Origin of the sequence: Bacillus piscicola, assembly GCF_022458745.1 — a bacterium.
Taxonomy (GTDB): Bacteria; Bacillota; Bacilli; order Bacillales; family Marinococcaceae; genus Alteribacillus_A; species Alteribacillus_A piscicola.
In genome coordinates this window covers 407,511-423,646 of the sequence record NZ_JAJJJF010000001.1, presented here as the reverse complement: position 1 = coordinate 423,646, position 16,136 = coordinate 407,511, and the positions used below count along the sequence as shown (strand labels likewise).

General features: G+C 43.5%; 12 protein-coding genes. 1 reads left to right on the top strand and 11 read right to left on the bottom strand.

Annotated features, from left to right (window positions below; genetic code table 11):
• Nucleotides 1–27: 27 nt before the first annotated feature.
• The 8 genes from hprK to LOR49_RS01925 form a co-directional block, all read right to left on the bottom strand.
• Nucleotides 28–960 (bottom strand): HPr(Ser) kinase/phosphatase, encoded by a 933-nt coding sequence (hprK, locus tag LOR49_RS01960; RefSeq protein ID WP_240374427.1) that lies wholly within the window; start codon nt 958–960, stop codon nt 28–30.
• Nucleotides 961–1,142: 182 nt separating this feature from the next.
• The gene (locus tag LOR49_RS01955) at nt 1,143–1,502 is read right to left on the bottom strand and encodes a phage holin family protein (protein WP_240374426.1); all 360 of its coding nucleotides are present in this window, start codon (nt 1,500–1,502) and stop codon (nt 1,143–1,145) included.
• The gene (locus tag LOR49_RS01950) at nt 1,502–1,702 is read right to left on the bottom strand and encodes a PspC domain-containing protein (protein ID WP_240374425.1); all 201 of its coding nucleotides are present in this window, start codon (nt 1,700–1,702) and stop codon (nt 1,502–1,504) included. Before LOR49_RS01950 ends, LOR49_RS01955 begins: the two co-directional genes overlap by 1 nt.
• 14 nt (nt 1,703–1,716) lie before the next feature.
• On the bottom strand, nt 1,717–2,913 hold the full coding sequence (locus tag LOR49_RS01945) for a DUF4097 family beta strand repeat-containing protein (protein ID WP_240374424.1): 1,197 nt from the start codon (nt 2,911–2,913) through the stop codon (nt 1,717–1,719).
• Between the two features lie 38 nt (nt 2,914–2,951).
• The gene (uvrA, locus tag LOR49_RS01940) at nt 2,952–5,846 is read right to left on the bottom strand and encodes an excinuclease ABC subunit UvrA (RefSeq protein ID WP_240374423.1); all 2,895 of its coding nucleotides are present in this window, start codon (nt 5,844–5,846) and stop codon (nt 2,952–2,954) included.
• 5 nt (nt 5,847–5,851) lie between these two features.
• On the bottom strand, nt 5,852–7,828 hold the full coding sequence (gene uvrB / locus LOR49_RS01935; RefSeq protein WP_240374422.1) for an excinuclease ABC subunit UvrB: 1,977 nt from the start codon (nt 7,826–7,828) through the stop codon (nt 5,852–5,854).
• Between the two features lie 210 nt (nt 7,829–8,038).
• Nucleotides 8,039–9,226 carry a PDZ domain-containing protein gene (locus LOR49_RS01930; RefSeq protein WP_240374421.1) on the bottom strand — a complete coding sequence of 396 codons (1,188 nt, stop codon included), beginning with the start codon at nt 9,224–9,226 and terminating at the stop codon, nt 8,039–8,041.
• Nucleotides 9,227–9,311: 85 nt separating this feature from the next.
• Nucleotides 9,312–10,778: a S41 family peptidase gene (locus tag LOR49_RS01925; protein WP_240374420.1), complete on the bottom strand. Its 1,467-nt coding sequence runs from the start codon at nt 10,776–10,778 to the stop codon at nt 9,312–9,314.
• A gap of 184 nt (nt 10,779–10,962) precedes the next feature.
• Here LOR49_RS01925 and LOR49_RS01920 point away from each other — a divergent pair, with 184 nt between their 5' ends.
• On the top strand, nt 10,963–11,568 hold the full coding sequence (locus LOR49_RS01920) for a TetR/AcrR family transcriptional regulator (RefSeq protein WP_240374419.1): 606 nt from the start codon (nt 10,963–10,965) through the stop codon (nt 11,566–11,568).
• Nucleotides 11,569–11,650: 82 nt separating this feature from the next.
• Here LOR49_RS01920 and LOR49_RS01915 read toward each other — a convergent pair whose 3' ends face one another.
• The 3 genes from LOR49_RS01915 to LOR49_RS01905 all read right to left on the bottom strand — a co-directional run bounded on the left by LOR49_RS01915 (nt 11,651) and on the right by LOR49_RS01905 (nt 16,132).
• Nucleotides 11,651–12,643: an NADPH:quinone oxidoreductase family protein gene (locus LOR49_RS01915; protein ID WP_240374418.1), complete on the bottom strand. Its 993-nt coding sequence runs from the start codon at nt 12,641–12,643 to the stop codon at nt 11,651–11,653.
• Nucleotides 12,640–13,857: an MFS transporter gene (locus LOR49_RS01910; protein WP_240374417.1), complete on the bottom strand. Its 1,218-nt coding sequence runs from the start codon at nt 13,855–13,857 to the stop codon at nt 12,640–12,642. The genes LOR49_RS01915 and LOR49_RS01910 overlap by 4 nt, the downstream gene beginning before the upstream one ends.
• Before the next feature lie 124 nt (nt 13,858–13,981).
• Nucleotides 13,982–16,132, bottom strand: coding sequence for an acetate--CoA ligase family protein (locus tag LOR49_RS01905; protein ID WP_240374416.1), 2,151 nt, complete (start codon nt 16,130–16,132; stop codon nt 13,982–13,984).
• Nucleotides 16,133–16,136: the final 4 nt, after the last annotated feature.

Here is a 16,136-nt window from a genome sequence, read left to right as displayed (position 1 = left end):
TGCACTCGCTCCCAACGTAATCAGCGTTTAAAAATCCTCACGGTCGCCTTCTTCGATGACGTCTGTCAGCCGTTCCGAAAATTCTTGTGCCGCGTTAATACCCATTCTTTTCAAACGGAAATTCATTGCCGCTACTTCGACAAGCACAGCTAAGTTACGCCCGGGTCGGACGGGGATTGTATATTTCGGAATATCCGTATCGAGAATAGAAATCGAAGCCTCTTCAATTCCTAAGCGATCGTACGCTTTTTTTTCGTCCCACAATTCAAGATGAATCGAAATCGATATTTTTTTAAACGGCCGTACGGCTCCAGCACCAAACAGAGTCATCACATCAATAATCCCAAGTCCCCTAATCTCCAGAAGATGCTTAATCAATTCAGGAGGGCTGCCCATTAAAGAATCACCCTGCTGGCGAATTTCCACCGAATCATCAGCGACCAAACGGTGTCCTCTACGCACAAGGTCAAGCGCCGTTTCACTCTTCCCCACACCGCTAGCCCCTGTTAATAGCACACCAATACCGTATATGTCTACCAGCACACCATGCACAGCCGTCGTTTTCGATAAGCGCGCTTCCAAAAACGTGGTAATCTGTCCAATCAGACGAGTCGTTGTTATATCGGATCGCAAAACCGGGACTCCATTTTCATTAGCACTCTCCAGTAGTTCGGGGGGAGTAACTAATCCACGTGAGAGAATAATCCCCGGCGTGTCATATGTACAAAGTTTATCCATTCTCTCTTTTTTCTCTTTGCTTTTAAGCTGTTGAAAAAACGAAACTTCCGTACGGCCAAGGATCTGAATGCGCCTCGCAGGATAATAGGTGAAAAAACCGGCCATTTCAATGCCTGGCCGTGAAATATCGCTCATCGTAATAGGACGGTGAATCCCTTCCTCCCCAGCCAATATTTCTAAGTTAAAATGCTTAATTAAATCGTTTGCCGTTACCTTCGCCATATAAAGACCTCCAACCATTTCCATTATCGGGCACGCTGCCCGGTTGGAACCAGCGCATAAATGAAATTATCACACTTCTCCATTGTAGCATGAATGCAGGCCGTTGTGGATTCGACACTGCAAAGAGAAAAAAAGGATACACAAATAGCTGCCCTGATAACACAAGGCAGCATGTCGGTTCTTTATTCTTTTCGCTGTAACGGTTGGATGATAAAGTTCTGAAGCAGCATGTTAAGAATGGCTATTATAATCGCCGCGAGTAATGCCATTCCGAAGCCGGAGATTTGAAAGGAATCTCCCATTAAACCTGCAGTAAGCATCAGCAATGCTGCGTTGATAATAAAGATAAAAAATCCGAGTGTAAATACTGTTATCGGGAGGGTGAATAACACAAGCAGCGGGCGAACCAACAGGTTAATCACTGTTAAAATAAAGGCAGCCATCAAGGCAGCTCCCATACCGTCAAGCTGAAAACCGGGAAAAAAACCAGCCACAACCATTAAGGCAATGGTGTTTAACACAAGGGAACTAAGACAGCCCATTACTCCGTGATGTCCTTTTCATTTGGCATAATGATCGCTAAAACAATGTATGCAACAATTATGGGGAGACCAGAGGTAATCAATCCTAGAATAACCGTAACAATCCTTACCAGAGTCGCATCTACGTTAAAGTAATCGGCAATACCGGCACATACTCCAGCGATCATTCGATTGGACTGACTGCGTTTTAGTTTCTTCATTCAAAGACCTCCAATTACTGTTTTGGTTTAATAGAAATCGATCCTGTTTTCGTATCTGCTTCCAGCCGCAGCCGCGGTGAGGCTGATTGGTTTGAGGTAAATCTTAACGCTTTATGAATAAAATCTTTCTTCTCTTCAATGATATCAATATCGCTTAAAGGATAGTGATAGTTCCCTACGTTTGTTTTTAGATACCCGTCTGTACGGATGGAAGCGGGTACTTTAACGAAGATACTTCCAGTAGCAGTAGAAAAATCAGCTCTTGCGTCTTCTGCGATATCAAGCGTGCTGTCAATAGTACCGTTTACCGACTCTGCTTCCAGATCGCGGATTTGGGCCTCAATCTCTATTGTGCCATTCATTGTCTTTACGTCAACTACTCCCAGGTTACCTGACCTCAGTGTGATTGGCCCATTCACTGTCTCTCCTTCACATTTTTTGAAAAGGGCGGAGCTGATCGCCAGGCTGCCGTTGACTACTTTTCCTAAAAACCGCTCTGCCGTTACATCTTCTACCCGCAGATGCCCGTTGAACGTGTAAAGTTGAATAGATTCATACGTTTTTCGGGGCACATAGATAACAGCGTTCACCTTCATCGTTTTCGTCTTCGTGTAAAAATGAAGCTCGTTATCTGCCACTTCAAATATGGTCTCTTTCAAAAACTGGCGACGGGCCTCGTCTATTGTCTTTCCATTATAAACTTTCACATCACAGCTTATTTTAACATCTTCTTCATCCCATGGCCGCAATTCCGCTGAACCGTTTTCCAAAGAAATATCAAGGACAAGTTCTTTCATATTTTTATGCTGAAAAATATGATGGACATCCTGATAGGAACCAAAATTAAAATCTAAATCTAGATCTTTGATTTTTTGAATCGTGTTATCAATAAACTCTGTAAAAGCAGTAGTGAAATCCCACTTTCTCTGTTTGTCCCGATCCCACTCATTAAAACGTTTGTTTCCCTCTTCCCAGTCCACTTTCGTAGATAGACTACTTCCTGTGGAAGGCCCTGAAATAGTGGGACTGGCATCCTTGCTGGCTGTCTCTTTTGCAGCTTCATCCCGCTGCAAATTGTTTCTGCGGGAATGTGACCGCTTCTCTTCTGCATCTTCTTCCGGCTTTAATGCCTTCAAAAGCTTGGCACCGTCTTCTGCCGAGATCTTTCCGTCCTCTACCATTTTTAAAATGATTTTGCGCTCTTCCTCCATAACAATCCCCTTCCTATAACTGGTAATGGCAGTTTATATTAGCTTATGCCATGTTCAGCTGTTTCCGCGACATGTTCAGCTTGCAGCAATCTTTCTTTCATTCGCTCACGATCTCGCTCTAAGATCGGTTTCAAATAATAACCTGTATAAGACTGCTCTACCTTAACAATGTCTTCCGGCTTACCAGAAGCAACTAAAGTGCCACCCTTGTCTCCACCTTCCGGTCCGAGATCAATCACATAATCCACCGTTTTGATCACATCTAAGTTATGCTCAATCACGAGGACTGTATCACCATTCTCAACTAATCGCTGCAAGACATTCAAGAGACGGGCAATGTCATCTACATGCAGGCCGGTTGTCGGTTCATCCAAAATATAGAGTGATTTCCCATTAGACCGCCGGTGCAGCTGGCTGGCCAACTTAACGCGCTGGGCTTCGCCTCCTGACAACGTAGTCGCAGGCTGCCCAAGCTTAATATAGCTGAGGCCGACGTCATAGAGCGTCTGCAGTTTGCGTTTTATCTTCGGGATGTTCTCAAAGAAGACGAGCGCCTCTTCTACTGTCATAGCAAGTACATCTGCTATGTTTTTTCCTTTGTAATGTATGTCCAGCGTATCACGGTTATACCGCTTGCCGTCACACTGTTCACAAGGGACATAGACATCAGGAAGAAAGTGCATTTCGATTTTAATAATACCGTCACCTTTACACGCTTCACAACGGCCGCCCTTTACGTTAAAACTGAAGCGGCCTTTTTGATAGCCGCGCATCTTCGCTTCGTTTGTCATCGCAAAGACTTCCCTTACATCATCGAATACACTTGTATACGTCGCCGGGTTGGACCTTGGGGTGCGGCCGATTGGAGACTGATCAATGTCGATCACTTTTTCCAATTGATCCGTTCCCTCAATACTTTTGTGCCAGCCCGGTTTCTCTTTACCGCGATGCAACTTTTGAGACAATGATTTGTACAGGATGTCATTGATAAGCGTGCTCTTCCCCGATCCGGACACACCGGTTACGGCAGTGAACAAACCGAGTGGGATATTTACGTTTGTGCCTTTTAAATTATTTTCTTTTGCCCCTTTGATTTTCAACCAACGACCTTCTGGTTTACGTCGTTCAACAGGAAGCGGAATAAACTTACGCCCGGACAAGTATTGTCCCGTTAATGAATTCGAATCCTCTTTTAATTCTTCCGGTGTCCCAGCAGCTGTTATATAGCCCCCGTGCACCCCAGCTCCTGGTCCAATATCGACAAGATGATCAGCAGCCAGCATCGTGTCCTCATCATGTTCTACGACAATTAGAGTGTTACCGAGATCTCTCATTCTTTCAAGCGTACGAATAAGACGGTCGTTATCACGCTGATGTAGGCCGATGGAAGGTTCATCTAAAATGTACAGGACTCCCATTAAGGAGGAACCAATCTGGGTAGCAAGACGGATACGTTGGGCTTCCCCACCGGAAAGAGTACCGGCAGATCGGTTTAACGTTAAATAATCCAGTCCCACATTCATTAGAAAACCAAGCCGTTCATTAATTTCTCGCAGTATTAATCTTGCAATGGCCCGTTCTTTCTCTGTCAGCTCCAATGTATCAAAGAAGGTTTTGGCAGTGTGTACCGACAGCTTTGTCACTTCCCCAATATGGGACTCTCCTATTTTCACAGCGAGACTTTCCTTCTTGAGACGGTACCCTTTACACTCTGGGCAGTCGGTGCGCGTCATATACTGTTGCATCTGTTCGCGTGTGTACTCGGAACTTGTTTCGTGATAACGCCTTGCAATGTTTCGCAAAACACCTTCGAAGTAAATATGTCGTTCACGGACGACGCCACGCTCATTCTCAAAACGAAATAGGAACTTTTCACTGCCGCTTCCGTACAAGATCAGCTCGATATGTTCCCTGGGAAGTTCCTTTACTGGCACATTCATATCAATGTTGAAGTGCCGGCAGACGGACGAGAGCAGCTGCGGATAATATTGGGAGCTTGTCGGTTCCCAAGCGGCAATAGCGTGGCCTTTTAGCGTTCGGTCCCAATCAGGGATGACCAACTCCTCGTCCACTTCCAGTTTACTGCCGATCCCATCACAAGCAGGACACGCGCCAAATGGACTGTTGAAAGAAAAGAGGCGCGGTTCAAGTTCACCGATCGTAAAGCCGCAATATGGACAGGAATGGTGCTGATTAAATAGAAGCTCTTCCTCGCCAATAACGTCAACCAAAGCTCTTCCCCCACCTAACTCGAGGGCTGTTTCCAGCGAATCGGATAAACGCGTCTCGATCCCTTCTTTAATTACGATTCTGTCCACAACTACTTCAATATCATGCTTTTTATTCTTCTCCAGCTTAATCTCGTCACTTACTTCGCGCATCTCCCCATCAACTCGAACCCGGACAAACCCTTTTTTCTTCAGATCTTCCAACACTTTAACGTGCTCACCTTTCCGGCCGGAGATGAGCGGCGAAAGGATTTGCATTTTTGTTCTTTCTGGAAAAGCTAACATCCGATCCACCATCTGCGGAATCGTCTGGGAGGAGATCTCCACTTGGTGAACCGGGCAAATTGGGCGTCCTACCCGCGCGAACAGTAGCCGTAAATAGTCATAGATTTCCGTCACCGTTCCGACCGTCGAGCGGGGATTCTTGCTCGTCGTTTTTTGGTCAATGGAAATCGCCGGAGACAGTCCTTCAATCGAATCAACATCCGGCTTATCCATTTGTCCCAGGAATTGCCGCGCGTATGCGGATAGTGATTCCACATAGCGGCGCTGCCCTTCTGCATAAATCGTATCAAACGCTAAGGACGATTTCCCAGACCCCGAAATACCGGTGAAAACAACCAATTTATCACGCGGAATCGTTACATCGATATTCTTCAAATTGTGAGAGCGAGCACCTTTAATGTTCAAATTTTCAAGTGGCATCAAGGTCATCCTTCCGCTTTAATTTCTAGTAGCATGTCACGCAGCTCTGCAGCACGCTCAAACTGCAGGTCTCTCGCTGCCTGTTTCATTTCAGACTCTAATTCTTCCATGACTCGTTGACGTTCTTTCTTACTTAATTTATCTAAAGCAGGTTTATCAAAATCATTTTGATCTTCCAATGTAATAGTCGCTTGAATGAGCTCTGGTATGGCCTTCTGGATCGTCTTCGGAACAATTCCGTGTTCTTCATTGTACGCTTTTTGGATCTCACGCCGCCGCGTTGTTTCTTGAATCGCCGTCTCCATAGAGTCGGTGATACGATCCGCATACATAATCACGTGTCCATTCGCATTCCTCGCAGCCCGACCCATCGTCTGTATCAACGATCGTTCCGCCCGGAGGAACCCTTCTTTATCGGCGTCCAAAATGGCCACAAGTGACACTTCCGGGATATCCAGTCCTTCTCTAAGCAAGTTAATGCCGACGAGGACATCGAATTCTCCAAGCCGCAGCTGGCGGACGATATCAATCCGTTCCAGCGTCTTAATATCAGAGTGCAGATACTTAACGCGAATGCCCACTTCTTTTAAATAATCAGTCAGATCTTCGGCCATTTTTTTCGTAAGCGTCGTGACTAATACCCTCTCTTTCATTTCTTTTCGTTCATTTATTTCGCCGATCAAGTCATCAATTTGGCCTTCAATAGGCCGGACATCAATGGTTGGATCAAGCAGGCCTGTCGGACGGATAATCTGCTCAACCATTTTCGGTGTGTGTTCTAGTTCGTAAGGCCCGGGTGTAGCAGACACAAACACCGCCTGGCTGATCCGCTTTTCAAACTCTTCAAAACGAAGCGGCCGGTTATCGAGCGCTGATGGCAGTCGGAACCCGTGGTCCACTAACACTTGTTTTCGCGCCTGGTCGCCGTTAAACATACCACGGACTTGCGGAAGAGAAACATGAGATTCATCAACAACAAGAAGAAAATCATCCGGAAAATAATCGAGCAACGTGTACGGTGCATCCCCTGGATTTCGGAATGTTAAGTGCCTGGAATAGTTTTCAATTCCTGAACAGAAGCCCATTTCTTTCATCATCTCAATATCATAATTCGTACGCTGCTCAAGACGCTGCGCTTCTAATTCTCTTCCCTTGTCACGGAAATATGCCAATTGTTCCTGCAGTTCTTTCTCAATGTTCTTTATCGCCTTCGTTAACTTCTCTTCTCTCGTTACGAAGTGGGAAGCCGGGAAGATGGCGACGTGACTTCGTTGTCCCAAAATCTCACCCGTGAGCGCATCGACTTCCGTAATCCGGTCAATTTCATCACCAAAAAACTCAACACGCACGCAATGCTCATCACGAGATGCCGGAAAAATTTCTACAACGTCGCCGCGTACGCGGAATGTTCCCCGCACAAAGTTGATATCATTTCGTTCGTATTGAATATCAACAAGCTCTCGAAGCACCGCGTCCCGTTCTATTTCCATGCCGGTCCGGAGCGACAACACGAGATCCCGATACTCCTCCGGCGAACCTAAACCGTAAATACAAGACACACTTGCGACAATGATGACATCATTCCGTTCAAACAACGAACTCGTCGCCGAATGGCGCAACTTATCAATCTCATCATTAATACTCGCATCTTTTTCTATATACATATCCGTTTGCGGGACATACGCTTCCGGTTGATAAAAATCATAGTAACTAACGAAATACTCTACCGCATTATTTGGAAAGAGTTCCTTAAATTCACTGTACAGTTGACCTGCCAATGTTTTATTATGAGCCATCACAAGCGTTGGCTTGTTTATTTCTTTTACGACATTCGAAACAGTGAATGTCTTACCCGTGCCTGTGGCGCCTAAAAGCGTCTGGTATTTCTTTCCGGCCAACAATCCCTCTGTCAACGCCTCTATTGCTGTTGGCTGATCACCTTCCGGCTTGTACTTGGAGACCAACTCAAATGTTTCATTCATGTATCTTTCCTCACTTTTTCCGCATATCTATAAGCGTTAAAATTGTTTCCGTTTCTATATGGACTACTGTACTATTATACCACACCTGATTGCGAATCAAACGATTATTCGAATATGTGTTCGTATTTTTAGTTAAAAAAACAACGGTAGTTAAACCGTTGTATGTCGTATCTAAAAAGCAAAACCTTTACGTGAAGTTAAATTTCGTGTTTATCCTTCTTTGGCCGGGTAAGCGTATTCTTTTTCTTTTACGAAGAGCAGACCAAGCTCATGGTGTTCGTTATCATAAACTGCTGCCTGGGTGTGCCTGATTTCTCCTTGTGTATCCAATACCTCTATTTTACTATACGCGGAATTACGTTGAACAGCGTTGTAAAATTGGCTGGTATTGTTTACAGAAGCACCATTCACTTTGACAATCACTTCACCGGGAAGAAGACCCATTTTTGCTGCCGGTGAATCAGGGAGCACGCCCAAGATGATTAACCCTTTGGCTCGCAGCGTAAACAGCGGGGGCTGGTATTGCTTTTCGCGTTTCGCCAATAAAGTGACGGTTACACGTAAAAGAAAAGCTCCAGCCACGATATAAAGAAAAGTAAGCGGGTAGTAAATAGTCAAGATAGCACTAAGCGCGACGGCTACACCGATTAAGAGAATACACTTCCCCATTTTTTCGCAAGCATAGGCCGGCTGTGTATGAAAAATATCTCCTCTCGCTCCAATTGCTGCCGGTATTAACAGGAGCGAAAAGCTACTATCTCCAAACGGGATAACCGGCCAATAAGGCATAACTTCAAGGACCCCGCCTGGAATGAACATAAAAAGCGGCACGAACCAGATCCGCTGCATGCGCTGCCCGCCGACCCATTTCCCACGGCTGCTTTCCGTAAGAAAAGGTGACGTATAGCGTTTCCCATTCTTCCAGATCAGTATCCCTTCTGCCATCAACATCAGGGAAAGCATAATAACAACAGGCAAGTATGTACCTTCAAAAGGTGTGATCCACTGTTCTAGTAATGGATGATCCAGTCCCCAGATAGGAAGCAGGTAAGCTAATATAACAGCTGTACCTACGGTATAGGCAGGTGACAATAACGTCACTCTTCCTGTAAGTAGGAATAGAAAGGTAATGATCCCCATGAGAAAAACAACAGAAATTGGAACGACTATTCCAACTACGGTTATGATAATGGAAAGAATCAATCCAGCAAGAAAACCAGGGATAATAGGAACAGTAAGATCAAACAACGCGCTGTACACTTTCATATGGAAATCACGGCGCTCCCGCTTCACGCGAAAGTAACCGAGTATCGCCATAACAATTGGAAGTACATATGTTAACGGATGCAATAGAAAGCGTCCAACACTGTTTAGTAGTTCCCAGCCAATCATCTCCATGACTGCAACCCCTTTTCTTCTAAAATCGACACGAGAAACTGCCACACGGTCAGTTCAGCAGGCAGCTTCAAGCGTCTACATCTGTTTACTGCGAGCCAGCTATTTCAATAGCTTTTTTCAATTGTCTATCATTCGCAGAATCCCGTATTAATTCCAGAAGTGCCTGATTCATGTGGGATGCTGTTTTTTCATTAATAATACCTGTTGCTTCTAAACCCTTTTCTTTTTGAAACTCGCGAACTTCAGCTGCGGTATTTTCGTCATAATATCCATCTTGACGACCCGGATCAAGTCCTAGTCCTTGAAGCATTTTCTGGGCAATCTCCACCTGCTCTCCGATGTCGTCTTTCGCAAGTTTATCTTCCGGAGAGAGGACAGCCGAGTAGAAGTAATCAGGTTGTTTCACTTTCACCGTAGGAGTAACTCCTTTTTCATTTATCCAATTTCCATCCGGCGTGAGCCATTTAAACATAGAAAGCTTTAGCTCACTGCCATCTCCAAGCTGCAAAGACTGCTGGACGGTACCTTTCCCATACGTTGTTTCACCGACTAGTTCATATCCACCCGCTTCTTTCAGAGCTGCGGCCAAAATCTCCGAGGCAGATACACTGCCTTTGTCAATTAATCCAACGATCGGGTAAGGTTTCTTCTCTTCTAAGGTGGAAATAGAACGTCCTTTTTCACCATTAGGATCTTCAATTTGGACAACAGTCTTATCGCCTGGGATAATCAGGTCGCCAATTTCCTCCACACTCGTTAAAAAGCCACCGGGATTGCCTCTGACGTCTATCACTAAACCATCAATACCTTGATCTTCTAATTTTTTCAAGTGTGTTTCAAATTCTTTTGCTGTATCCTCCGAAAAAGAAGTCAACTCCAGATAACCTATCGATTCACCGTTTTCTTCCATCACCTCAGAACGAACTGTTTCCACTGGTATTTCATCCCGTTTCACTTCTACCTTAAACGGGTCTGTCGTTCCTTGACGACGTACGGTAAGCGTAACAGTGGTGCCTTTTTCACCTCGAATTTTCAAGACAGTATCATGAAGAGAATCCCCTTCTGTGCTTTCACCGTTCACTTCCACTATTTGATCATTCGGGCGTAGACCAGCTTTATCAGCAGGAGAATCTCGGAACGGCGAAACAATCGTCACCGTGTCGTCCACCATACTGACTTCCGCACCGATTCCTTCAAAAGAAGACTCAAGCGACTGGGTAAATTCATCTGCAGTCTCTTTATCCATATAGGCAGAATGAGGATCCCCCAATTCTTCTACCATCCCTGACAAAGCCCCTTCAATCAACTTGTCTTCATCGACATCCTCCATATATTTTTCATTTATAATGTCATAGACTTGTTCTATTTTATCCATGCCTTCTGCTGTGGAGGCAGCAGAATCACTTTCCGCTTCTTCAGACGGTGTTGTTGAAGAGGCAGAACGAGAAGAATCTGAACCGTCGCTGATATTCATTCCCGCAAATACACCGCCAGTTCCTGCTATTAACACAGCAGCCGTAACCGCCGCCGCTGCCTTTGTTTTCCATTTCATTCACTTCCACCTCAGCTCTGTATCGTTCACTCCTCTATATTCTAGCACGAAACAAAGGACTGCAAAAATAATATTACGAAAGGAAAAAACAGATACGAAAAATTTTCTGAATAATCATTATGTTAACCGGTCATTATTGTGGTATACTAGAGGAATAACACTATACTACTATGGAGGTTTTGTGATGAGTAAACTAAAAGAAAAGCGCAGAAGTCAGATTTTAATAGCTTCGCTGCAGGCTATTGCTGATAAAGGGTTCCACTCCCTTACCTTGCAAGACATTGCTGATTATGCTGGTGTAAGTAAGGGCGTGACGAATTACCACTTTAAAAATAAAGAAGACGTGCTACGCCATTTATTGGAATGGATTACTGACAAAATTTATGAAAAAGAATATAACGCTATCCAAAAAGAAACAACCGCCATCGGAAAATTAACAGCCTACGTGAACGCGGCTTTCTCCACCCCCGCAGAAAACAAACGGTTTTTTCGCGTTTACATTGATTTTTTAGGCCAAGTTAGACATAACAGTCATTTCAAAGACATTAACGATAAGTTTTATGAAAACTGTTGGCGAATCGGAAATGAAATTGTAACGCTCGGCCAAGAGGAAGGAATTTTTCCTGAGATGGATAAGCAAAAGGCGTCTATTTCCATTCGTGCTTTAATCGACGGCTGTCTAATCCAGTGGTTAATGAGAGAGCAAGATGAGCTTCATGAATACTACAAGGAGATTTGCCTAGAAACGTTAAAATCTTCTCTGATGAACCAAAACATCGTTAGTCAATAACTTTTCAGCCACAGCTACAACACTCTTAGACACTCAAACAGGCTGCTCCAGTATCCAAAAAGGACTGGAACAGCCTGATTTTTTATATTTTCACCACTTTCCTCCCTGTGACAGCACCTTGCAAGATATCTGATAACGTTGACGGAAGGTCAGAAAGCGTAATTTCATCCGCAATCTCTTCAAGGTGTTTGGCTATTTTGAAATCACTTGCCAGTTTGTCCCAAACCTTCCTGCGTCGTTCCATCGGGCAATACACAGAATCAATACCAACCAAATTTGCACCTCTTAAAATAAACGGGAAAACACTAGTTGGTACTTTACCGCCCCCAGTTAGCCCGCTTACCGCAGCAGTCCCCCCATACTTTAACGTACTCAGGATATAAGCTAGGGTTTCACCACCGACAGGGTCAACTGCCCCTGCCCAGCGCTGCTTATCAAGCGGACGTATTTTCTCGGGGTTGACATCCGAGCGTGATATCACCTCTGAGGCACCCAAGCTTTTCAAGTAATCGATCTGCTCTGTTGACCCTGTACTTGCAACCACTTCATACCCAAGCTTTGCGAGCATAGCAACTGCCATACTTCCTACACCGCCTGTTGCACCCGTAACAAGGACAGGACCACTATCTGGCTTTACTCCTTCTTCTTCCAATCGCAATATGGATAACGCAGCTGTAAACCCTGCTGTTCCGTATATCATCGATTCTTTCAAAGTTAAACCATCTGGTAAGGGTACCACCCATTCAGAAGGGACACGAGCATATTCACTAAAGCCACCATCGTGAGATACCCCAAGCCCGTAGCTTGTGACAATTACTTCATCGCCCGAAGCATAACGGCTGTCGTCTGAACTTTCTACTATTCCAGCTAAATCAATTCCAGGGACAATTGGATAACCTTTGACAATGTTCCCATTTGGAATACTCGCCAGTCCATCTTTGTAGTTCACACTGGAATAATGAACTTTAATCAGCACTTCTCCTTGTGGTAAATCGTCCTTTGTGCGTTCTTTTAAATCAACCAAAATATCTTTTTCCCCGTTTTTGTTTACTACCAATGCTTGAAAATTATTCATTTTGCTACCCCCTTATCCTCTGTATATAAACCTGTCTCATAATCTTTAAACTTTACCATTGCTATAATCCCCAGCATTGGTCCTATACTTAACAGTGTAAACACCCATTCCCAACCAATAATAGATTGAAAGATTGGAACTAAATTAATGGAGATAATCGTAATTAAAAAGCCAATGCACATTTGAAAGGTTAAAGCGGTCCCAACATACTCTATCTCGGCGAATTCAGATACCCCCACTGAAAATTGAGCGGAATCAGCAATAACAGCTCCTCCCCAAATTAGGGCCAATACTACAGTTATCCATATATTACTTCCAAAGGTTAAACCTATTCCAATGGCACATAGTCCACTAACTGACATCGCTGTAATAGTTAAAGAGGAACGTCCAATTTTATCTGCCACAATTCCTCCCACTACACAACCAACTCCTCCTGCAATTCCAATGGAAGTAAAGGAAACAAGCATACTTAACCAGGGATCTGAGGAAGGCGAGTAAGTTAAGAAACTGGCAGCTAAAAAAGAAGGAAGCCAAGTCCACATTGCATATAATTCCCACATGTGACCGAAATAACCATAGTTAGCCAACATTACTGGCTTGTTCATTACTACTTTCTTCATTAAACCTAATGAAAAAGGAGTTTTTTTAGAAGGTATCGGAGCATCTTTCAGTATTCCGTAAATTAGCATAGCTGCCAATATAGCAAGAATAGAGCTAATCAAAATCACCAGTCGACTATCTATGAAAGCTACAAATATAGAAATAAAATGTGGAAATGATGAACCCAATGTTAAGGACGCTATTAGGATCCCTGTTGCAATGCCTCGTTGTTTTGGAAACCATTGAGAAATGAGTTTAACTGATGTAGGATAAACACCGGCTAAAATAATACCAGTTAAAATACGAAGCGTAATTCCGATGATTGCTTGGTCTACAAAGATAAGCAATCCATTGAACATAGCCCCTAATAGTGCTGAGAGAGCAAATAGTTTTCTAATATTAAATCTGTCGGCTAAACCAAAATAAGCACTTATTAATGCCCCAATTACAAAACCAGTTGGAACTGATGCAGATAACCAAGCCTCTGTGAATGAGGTTAAGCCCCAACTCTCTTTTAAGTCAGGGGCTATAACGGATGCACTGAACCAAAGGCTTAAGGAGAACAATACGGCCGTACCAATCAGAGCCAGTGCTGCCCATCTATTCTCCATCATAGGTCCTCACCTCTCATTCTTTCAGCGACTTGATTATCAGTAAAGATTTTCAATCAGCTTTTTGCGATTATATGCTATGGCTGTTCCAGCAATGAAGTCTCACTGCTGGAACAGCCATAATAACTTACACCTTCACACTATTTGGTGATTTTTCCTTTAATGCCACCAATCCATCAACTGCACGGCATCCCATATTTTCTGACAGTACCATCATAGGGTTTATTTCAATTTCTTGTATTTGATCTCGGTAATCCAATGCTAAATTTGACATTTTCACTATTGTTTTAGCCAGTGATTCAATATCTCCCTTTGGCTTACCTCTATAACCGGATAACAGTGTATGGAGTTTAGTTTCCTTAATCATCTCTAAAGCTTCCGCGTAATCTACAGGGGCTACTCGTGAACTATAATCATTTAGTAACTCTACCAGAATTCCACCAGATCCCAGGATGACTGTCGGGCCAAATAACCGATCATTTTTAACTCCAATTAAAGCTTCGATTCCACCCTGGACCATTTCTTCCACAACAATACCATTGATAAAAGCATCTGGATGTTTCAGTCTTACGGAAGTCATGATCTCTTCAAATGCTATCTTTACTTCTTCAGCGTTCTGCAAATTCAGCTTCACACCGCCAGCATCTGATTTATGAGGAACGTCTGCTGACTCCACCTTCATCACTACAGGATATCCTATTGATTCAGCTTGGAGGGCAGCCTTTTCTGGTGTCGTAACGAGCTCTTTTTCGGAAATTCCTATTCCATACTCTTTCAATAATTCTTGACTTTCTCTTTCTGTCAGTACCGGTTTATCTGGCAATCGTCCAACATTACTGTTCGTTTGTTTTTCTGATGCTCTAACTTTATTATTTCGCAGCATGGATGAATACCAACTTAAATTTTTTATCGCTGTCAATGCTGGCCGAGCCCCTACTAAAAGCGGGATGCCATTTTCTTTAAGCCTTTTGCACACTGCTTTGTCCGCTCCTCCTGAATTAGGAGTGAAGCAAATCATGGGTTTATCATAAATTTTAGCGTTTTCTATGATACTCTCAACGATAACCTGGGTAGCTTTGTTGTTTTTAAGAGAAACTTCATTGATATCCATCTGAGAAACGGCAATCACATCAACATTCTGGTCCTCAGCCAATGTACTTAAGCATGTGGAATAAAGGTCCTTATCAAGCGCGGCGTTCCCAGTAGTATCAAGAGGATTACCCATACTTCCAAAATCAGGTAACACATTTGCCAATCTATCTTTCGTGTCATTTGAAAACTCCGAAAACTCAATCCCTAATTCTTCCCCGAGATCAGCGTACATCCCTGCCTCGCCACCAGATGTAGTCGTGATAGCTAAATTGGGACCGTTCATTCTTTTATTATTAGAAAACAACACCGTAGTTTCGATCAATTCATCTATATCATTCACTCGAATAATCCCTTTTTGTTTCAATAAAGTGTCGATAACTTGATCACTACCTGTCATGCTTCCTGTATGGGCCACCGCGGATTCAGCTGCTTTCTCAGATTTGCCAACTTTGAAAACAATAATAGGCTTTTTATTTTTAAATGCTATTTCTGCCGCTTTCACAAACCTATCTGGATCCTTGATCCCTTCAAGGAATCCGATTATTACATCTGTATCTGGATCATTCGCCAAATACTCTAGATAGTGGCTGCTGTTAACAACCGTTTCATTACCACTCGAGACAATGGAACTCATCCCTACTCCTCGTTGACTCAGTTCACCAGCAATCGCGTGCATTAACCCTCCGCTCTGGAAAACCCCCCCGACGTTACCCTTCAGAAACTCATCAGGGAAGAAAAATCCATAAGATGAGAAACTATAAGAAGCATTTATCAATCCTAGGCAATTAGGACCGCATACAGCAAAATTATTTTCTTTAGAAAATCGAACGAGCTGGTCTGATTTTTCTTTTCCGGCTCCTTCTCCCTCTCCAAACCCACTTGAAATAACAACTGCGCTCGTGGCTCCTTTAAGTTTGGCTTGTTCGAGTGCCGGAATGACATGATCCCCTGGAATACTAACGTAAATCGAATTAATAGTAGAAGGTATATCACTAATAGTTGGATAACATGTCTTACCATGGACCGTGTCGTACTTGGGGTTCACAAAATAAATATCTCCCTTGTACCCTAAGTTAATAAGATTCCTATAAGCAAGTGTTGCTCTGTTTTCTTTTGGGGAAATTCCTATTATGGCAATTGAATCAGGCTTAAATAATGTATCTAAATCATAGTTTAAATAACCCATAAGT